Genomic DNA, 6163 nt, shown 5'->3' on the forward strand with positions numbered 1-6163 from the left:
ATCGGCCTCACCTTATCGGCTCGTGCACGGTGACCAGCTTGGTGCCGTCGGGAAACGTCGCCTCGACCTGGACGTCGTGGATCATCTCGGCGATGCCCTCCATAACCTGCGCGCGGCTGACGACATGGGCGCCGGCCTCCATCAGCTCGGCGACCTGGCGGCCGTCGCGGGCGCCCTCGACGACGAAGTCGGTGATCAGCGCGATCGCCTCCGGGTGATTGAGCTTGACGCCGCGTTCGAGCCGCTTGCGCGCCACGATCGCCGCCATGGCGATGAGCAGCTTGTCCTTTTCCCTTGGCGTCAGGTTCATGCGTTTCCCTAGGATGGCTTAATCAGGAGTGGCGTAATCGGAATCAGAGTGACCATAATTTGGGCAGACCCGCCCGCCCGTTGAGCAATTCGACGAGCGGAACCAGCCGCTTGCGGAGCTGGTAGCCGTCCTCGGCAAACAGCCTCGCAAGAAGCTTGCCAGATTTCTTCACGCTCCAGACACTGGCGTCGCCCTGGCCGCCGATAATGTCCCGGGCCGGATCGAGCAAAGCCTCCACCCGCGGCGAGACCATCAGCACCGTCGCCATTGCTATGGCGCCGCCGGCCACCGCGGAACGGCCCAGAATGGCCGCAATGCCGGGCCCGATGCGGAAATCCTCGGCATGAACAAGCGTTCCGTCCTGACTGACGCGCCAGCGGTCGTGGAAGCTGCCATACGTCGCGCGTTCGCCCATGGCGAGGCGGCCGAAGACGGTCGCCTCGAGCACCAGCGCCTCGGCACCGGCGGCAAGCTCTAGGTCGAGCCTGCGGGCAAAGGCCGATCGATCGAAGACGATGGTTTCCTGCGGCAGCCAGGCGATGCGACCGCCAGCGTCGACCGTCAGCTTCACCCGCACCTCGGCACGATCGGATGCGGCACGGTAGATCTTCTCGCAGGCCTGGGTGGTTATGGTGGCGGAGGCGCCGGCGCCGACATCGACCTCCCAGCCAAGGCGGTCGCCGCCGGTCAACCCGCCGGCGGTGTTGATCAAGACGGCCTCGAGCGGATCGGCCGAGACGGCCGGCATGCGGATCTTGGCGGAACCATCCTGATAGAGGCGCCGAAGACGCGTGCGGTCGCCATTCCTGTCGCAGCCAAGCTGCGCCATTCCGGCGACGCGCTGGGCCGGCAGCACCGAGGTCAGGCCATGTTCGATCGTATCCACGGCGCCAACGTTAAGCACAGCGGCGCCTTTGTCGATATATAGCTTGTTGCTTGACAACGTTTCGGTTTCTATAGAGGGAGCCACCTTGGTACTGTCATGCAGCGCCTGACGGGGTAAAAGGCGACGATGACGATTTTGAATCCGGGAAAAAAGGGGCGCTGATCCGTTGGCGTCGAGAAACGACAAGGTTGGGGAAGGAACCGAATGGCTGACCAGCTGGCAACGGACATCATCGCGAAGATCAAGGCTCATGCCGAGCCCGGTGGCGAAGAAATCACCACCACTACCGAACTGACCTCACTTGGCATCCATTCGCTGGAACTGACGGAGATCATCTTCGACCTCGAGGAACAGTATGGCATCGAGATCGAGATGAACACGGTCGACGCCTGGAGCAACCTGAAGAACGTCGGCGACATGGTCGAGGCGGTTCGCGCGCTGATCGCGAAAAAAGCCTGACTGAATGCACAAGCGCGTCGTCATTACCGGCATCGGCGGCCTATGCGGGCTCGGCACCAATGCACCCGCGATCTGGGGCGAGATGCGCGCCGGCCGTTCGGCCATCGGTCCGATCGTCAATTCGGAGCTGCATGACCTGAAAGTCAGGGTCGGCTGCGAAATCAAGACGCTTCCCGATCACGGTATCGACCGCAAGCAGGTCGTGTCGATGGACCGCTTCAGCCTTTTGGCGACGATCGCCGCGCGGGAGGCCGCGCAACAAGCCGGGCTGACCTCGCACGCAGCCAACACCTACAGGATGGGCGCCATCGTCGGCGTCGGCGTCTGCGGCTGGGAGGCGATCGAGGAGAGCTATCGCGCCATCCTGCTCGAAGGCAAGAATCGCACCGGGATCTTCACCGTGCCGAAAGTGATGCCGGGCGCTGCGGCCGGCCATGTCAGCATGGATCTCGGCCTGCGTGGACCGGTCTTCGGCATCACCTCGGCCTGCTCTTCGTCCAATCACGCGATCGCCTCGGCGGTCGACCAGATCAGGCTCGGCCGCGCCGATATCATGGTCGCCGGCGGCACCGATGCGCCGCTGGTCTGGGGCATCCTGAAAGGCTGGGAGGCGCTGCGGGTGCTGGCGCCTGACACGTGCCGGCCATTTTCGGCCGATCGCCAGGGCCTGGTGCTCGGCGAAGGCGCCGGCATGGCGGTTCTGGGAACCCATGAGCATGCGGTGGCGCGCGGCGCCCCAATTCTCGCCGAAAATGCCGGGGTCGGCCTTTCCGGCGATGCCTCCGATATCGTCGCGCCGACCATCGAAGGGCCGGAGGCGGCGATGCGCTTCTGCCTCGTCGACGCGGGGCTCAATCCGGAAGACATCGACTATCTCAATGCGCATGGCACCGGCACCAAGGCCAACGACCAGATCGAGACGGCGGCGATCAAGCGCGTCTTCGGCGACCATGCCTACAGGCTTTCGATCTCGTCGACCAAATCGATGCACGCCCACTGCCTCGGCGCGTCGGGCGCCCTGGAGCTGATCGCTTGCGTGATGGCGATCCGCGACGGCATCGTGCCGCCGACGGCCAATTTTCGCGAGGCCGACGCCGATTGCGATCTCGACATCACGCCGAATGTGGCGCGCGAGCGCAAGGTGCGCGTTGCGATGAGCAACAGCTTCGCCTTCGGCGGCACCAATGCGGTGCTGGCGGTCAAGGCGGTCTGACCGCAGGCGGTTCACGGCTGGTTGTCCGGGCACGGCGAAACTTTTCAGCCGTCATATTGATTCGGGCCGCCCGTCACGCTTATTTCTCTGCGACCCGCCCCTCCCGCGTGCGCGCAAAAATCCCCGCCCAGGAGTTTTCGATGACCGACCTGTCCGCCTTTCCGATCGCCACGCGCTGGCCGGCCAAACATCCCGAACGCATCCAGCTCTATTCGTTCCCGACGCCGAACGGGGTGAAGGTGTCGATCGCGCTGGAGGAACTCGGCCTGCCATACGAGGCGCATGCGGTGAACATCGGCAAGGACGAAAGCTGGACGCCGGAATTCCTGTCGCTGAACCCCAACGGCAAGATACCGGCGATGATCGATCCGAACGGCCCGGGCGGCAAGCCGATCGGGCTTTTCGAATCCGGCGCCATCCTGCTCTATCTCACCGACAAGACCGGCCAGCTGATCCCGGCCGACCCGGTGCGGCGTTACGAAACGATCCAGTGGGTGTTCTTCCAAATGGCCTCGATCGGGCCGATGTTCGGCCAAGTCGGCTTCTTCCACAAATTCGCCGGACGCGAGATCGCCGATAAGCGCCCGCTGGAGCGCTATCGCGACGAGTCGCGGCGGCTGATCGGCGTGCTCGAGACGAGGCTGAAGGACCGCAGCTGGATAATGGACGACGATTACACAATCGCCGATATCTCTATGCTGGGCTGGGTGCGCAATTTGATCGGCTTCTATGAAGCACGGGAACTTGTCGGTTTCGACGACTTTCCCAATGTCGCGGCATGGCTGGAACGCGGCCTTGCGCGACCGGCCGTGCAAAAGGGCCTCAACATCCCCGCTCGGGGCTGACCGAACCGGCCGGTAGCGCAGAAAGGACGGCTCGGCCTATTTGGTTTTAGCGCCGCCCTTGCCCATGGCTGCCTTTGCCCATGACGGAAGCGGCAAGGGACGCAGCGCCCCGGGCCGCGGCGACAACCGCACCGGCCGCAACATTGGCCGTCGCCTTCACGGTGCGCATTGCGCTGTCTGCCAAGCCGCCATTTGCCGATTTCCTGGGCTCCGATTTCCTGGGCTTGGCGTGTTTTGCCGTGGCCTTGGCAGCGCCCGGCATCACTTTCCTCGGCGCCGCCTTGCCGAAAGTAGGCTTTGCATCCTTGGAGCGGGCGGCGACCGCCGGGACGGCGCCTGTCTTTGATTCAGTTGCCTTTGATCGAGTCGCCCTGCCCTTGCCGGGCGCAGGCTTTCTTGCCTTGGTTGCCATCGGACAGTTTCCCTTATGTCAGCATCATTGCCGTATCTGACATAACGGTCGGAAAGTCCTAAGGTTCCGGCGGGCCGTGCTGCGCATCAAGCGTGATCGCCAATCACCAGATCGGCAGGGCGGCGGCGGGCAAGCACGCGGTCGATGTTGGGCATGTCGTTGGAGGCGATCCAGGCGCGGGCATCCTCGTCGGAGCGGCCATGCTCGTGCCATCGCTCAAGCAGACGGCGCTCGAGCTCGGCACGCGGCACATCGACGAAAATAGAGAAATCGAACAGCGGGGCCAGTCGCGACCAGGGTTCTTCGTCAAGCAAGAGATAATTGCCTTCGACCAGGATGAACTTGGTGTCGGCGGCGATGATCGAGGCGGCGGCGCGCGACAATTCCATGCTGCGGTCGAACACCGGAATGGCGATGTCGGGCTCGGCCGCGCGGATGCGCTTCAGCAAGGTTTCGAAGCCGGCAAAGTCAAAAGTTTCCGGAGCGCCCTTTCGCGCGCGCAGACCGCGCCGCTCAAGCACGACATCGTCGTAATGGAAGCCATCCATGGGCACGATTTCGGCCGCACCCTCCGGCAGCAGTTCATGCAGGCGGGTCGACAGCGTCGACTTGCCGGCGCCCGGAGGACCGGCGATGGCGACGACAAAACGCTGCGCCTTGCCGGCGCGCTTGAAGATGGTGGCGGCGAGATGAGCGATCTCGGACATCGGAGCCTTTCTGGCTGGGTGTTTTCGATCGCATCTTGGCGATAGTTTGGCGGAATTTCAAATCCGGGACTGACGTTGTCCAGGGTAGTCGCTTCAGCAATGATCGCTTGTTACTTGTGTTGAAGACCGACCAATTGTCGAGGGCGGCGCCACTGCCCCCTCATCCGGCCGCTTCGCGGCCACCTTCTCCCCGCTGGGGAGAAGAGAGATAGGAGCCGGCGCTGCCGATCTCCTCTCCCCTCGGGGAGAGGTCGGATTGCCCCGAATTGCTCTTTGCAATTCGGTTGGCAAACCGGGTGAGGGGGCAGCGCCAACGCTCGCAATGGAAGGCGAACTCCAACCTGAAGCGATCGCCCAGGACACTCAGGCTGGGACCGACCTGCCGAGCCGCAGGAAATCGCTGTCGAAGGCGACATTCCGGGTCGAACCGTTGGCAGCCGTGAGGCGCACGTGCCCCTGCGCGGTGGTGATGTCGCGCGGCGGCCCGCCGCCGGATAAGGGCAGGGCGCCGATGACGTGGCGGAACGAGACGCTGCGACCTTCAGCCAGAGCAAAGGCGGTCGCCACCCCTTCCCGCTTCAGCCAGTTGTCGCCCAGCGAGGCGGCATGGCCGAGCGCCGTGCGGCCATCCTCGATGCCGAGCACGCCGCGATGACGGCCGCTCCACGGCGCGTAGTCGCGCCCGCCATTGCTGATCCACAGCATGGTGACCGGCAGCTCGGCCGGGTTCTTCAGCACCAGAACGAGATCGGCTTCCGCCTTTCGCGCCAGCGCGGTCCAGCCCGGCCCGCCATGGTCGGCCTCGACCAGCGTGACGAAATCCTCTCGGCTCTGGTCCATGCAGTAGTCGGTCAAATCGAGCGTGCCGCCATCGGCGGCGGGAAAATGCGTCAGGTCTGCTGAGCGGGCCGGATAGGCGAAGAGAAAACGGCCGCGGGCCGGATCGGGCTCGAGCGGGTCGTCCGGCGTTGCCGCAAACCGCTTTGGCGAGAAAGCCAGCTTGCCGCCGTCCTTCATCACCGTCATCGGATGATGGGCGACGGAAATCGCGCCGGAACCGCCGGAAAAGACATGTTCCTGATAGAGAAACGGGTGGTCGTCGCGCAAGGTGAGGATCTTGTCGACCGTCGCGCCCATGACCTTGTGCTGCAACCTGAAGACCGCGCGCCAGCCATCGGCAGTCGCCTCGCTGCCGACGACATCCCAGCGACTGTTGGCCGGCCAGCCATGCAGCGGCGCTTCCTCGACATCGCTGCGCGAAAACGGCGCGCAGAGAAAGTCGCCGGACAGGCGCACGGTGCCGGCGGGGAAGTACTTCGGGCGCCGCTCGC

8 protein-coding genes are annotated in these 6163 nt (G+C 64.4%); 4 read left to right on the top strand and 4 right to left on the bottom strand.

Annotated features, from left to right (window positions below):
* Positions 1–7: 7 nt before the first annotated feature.
* Entirely contained in the window at positions 8–310 is a 303-nt protein-coding gene (locus EOC93_RS20860; protein ID WP_095484607.1) for an urease subunit gamma, read from the bottom strand.
* A gap of 43 nt (positions 311–353) precedes the next feature.
* A complete protein-coding gene (locus tag EOC93_RS20865) occupies positions 354–1196 on the bottom strand; it encodes an urease accessory protein UreD (RefSeq protein WP_164759220.1) in 843 nt (280 codons plus the stop codon).
* Between the two features lie 204 nt (positions 1197–1400).
* Here EOC93_RS20865 and EOC93_RS20870 point away from each other — a divergent pair, with 204 nt between their 5' ends.
* From EOC93_RS20870 to EOC93_RS34175, 4 genes are all read left to right on the top strand, one after another.
* Positions 1401–1655: an acyl carrier protein gene (locus EOC93_RS20870; protein ID WP_126104109.1), complete on the top strand. Its 255-nt coding sequence runs from the start codon at positions 1401–1403 to the stop codon at positions 1653–1655.
* Between the two features lie 4 nt (positions 1656–1659).
* Entirely contained in the window at positions 1660–2868 is a 1209-nt protein-coding gene (locus EOC93_RS20875) for a beta-ketoacyl-[acyl-carrier-protein] synthase family protein (protein WP_127205560.1), read from the top strand.
* A gap of 140 nt (positions 2869–3008) precedes the next feature.
* A complete protein-coding gene (locus EOC93_RS20880; RefSeq protein ID WP_127205561.1) occupies positions 3009–3713 on the top strand; it encodes a glutathione S-transferase N-terminal domain-containing protein in 705 nt (234 codons plus the stop codon).
* Between the two features lie 143 nt (positions 3714–3856).
* A complete protein-coding gene (locus tag EOC93_RS34175; RefSeq protein ID WP_164759219.1) occupies positions 3857–4165 on the top strand; it encodes a hypothetical protein in 309 nt (102 codons plus the stop codon).
* 46 nt (positions 4166–4211) lie between these two features.
* On the opposite strand, the gene EOC93_RS20890 is transcribed toward EOC93_RS34175, so the two are convergent.
* Together EOC93_RS20890 and EOC93_RS20895 are read right to left on the bottom strand one after the other, a co-directional pair.
* Positions 4212–4832 (bottom strand): nucleoside/nucleotide kinase family protein, encoded by a 621-nt coding sequence (locus EOC93_RS20890; RefSeq protein WP_127205563.1) that lies wholly within the window; start codon positions 4830–4832, stop codon positions 4212–4214.
* Between the two features lie 363 nt (positions 4833–5195).
* Positions 5196–6163: hypothetical protein (locus EOC93_RS20895; protein WP_127205564.1), on the bottom strand; the 968-nt coding region annotated here is incomplete at its 5' end.

The sequence above is a fragment of the Mesorhizobium sp. M6A.T.Ce.TU.002.03.1.1 genome, from assembly GCF_003997275.1.
In the GTDB taxonomy this organism is placed as follows: domain Bacteria; phylum Pseudomonadota; class Alphaproteobacteria; order Rhizobiales; family Rhizobiaceae; genus Mesorhizobium; species Mesorhizobium mediterraneum.

Excerpts from the sequence above, each read along its gene's own strand:
- EOC93_RS20860 (WP_095484607.1), bottom strand. The coding sequence starts at position 310 with ATGAACCTGACGCCAAGGGAAAAGGACAAGCTGCTCATCGCCATGGCG.
- EOC93_RS20870 (WP_126104109.1), top strand. The coding sequence starts at position 1,401 with ATGGCTGACCAGCTGGCAACGGACATCATCGCGAAGATCAAGGCTCAT.
- EOC93_RS20875 (WP_127205560.1), top strand. The coding sequence starts at position 1,660 with ATGCACAAGCGCGTCGTCATTACCGGCATCGGCGGCCTATGCGGGCTC.
- EOC93_RS20880 (WP_127205561.1), top strand. The coding sequence starts at position 3,009 with ATGACCGACCTGTCCGCCTTTCCGATCGCCACGCGCTGGCCGGCCAAA.
- EOC93_RS20890 (WP_127205563.1), bottom strand. The coding sequence starts at position 4,832 with ATGTCCGAGATCGCTCATCTCGCCGCCACCATCTTCAAGCGCGCCGGC.